This is a genomic window from Domibacillus indicus, assembly GCF_023715895.1.
Lineage (GTDB): Bacteria > Bacillota > Bacilli > Bacillales > Domibacillaceae > Domibacillus > Domibacillus indicus_A.
This window is the reverse complement of record NZ_JAMBOO010000077.1, coordinates 1-479: the sequence shown is the minus strand read 5'-3', so window position 1 is coordinate 479 and position 479 is coordinate 1. Positions and strand designations below refer to the sequence as shown.

Annotated in this window: 1 protein-coding gene; it reads left to right on the top strand. The window is 68.9% G+C overall.

Translation table 11 applies throughout. From position 1 onward, the window contains the following. The coding region (locus M3221_RS25605; protein ID WP_251274820.1) for a LysR family transcriptional regulator at positions 1 to 479 on the top strand (479 nt) is incomplete at both ends.

Sequence of the window (479 nt, the reverse complement as noted above, 5' to 3'; positions counted from 1 at the left end):
GAATCTGTCGCAGCCCTCGGTGAGTATTCAGCTCGCCAGGCTGCGGGAGATTTTCGCCGATCCGCTGCTGATGCCGGGCCCGCGCGGCATGCAGCCCACCGCCCGCGCCGATGAGCTTCGTCAGCCGTTGCGCGCTGCGTTAGCCGCGCTGGAGCAGGCGGTGGCGCCGGTCAGCCCTTTTGATCCGGCCACGGCGGCGGAGACCTGGCGGGTGGCGGCGACGGACTATATGGCCTCGGCGATCCTCCTGCCGATGCTGGCTGGGTTACGCCAGGCCTCTCCCGGCAGTCGGCTGGCGGTGTTCGAACTGCAGCCGGCGCGGCTGGAGCAGCAGGCGGCCAGCGATACAGTAGATCTTTTCTTTCATACCCGCGAGGGCGCGCCGCCGGGGCTGCATCAGCGCCTGCTGTTTCGCGAACGCTACGTGCTGGCTGGCCGGGCGGAACATCCAGCGCTGCGGCCTGGGCTTAGCCTGGAAA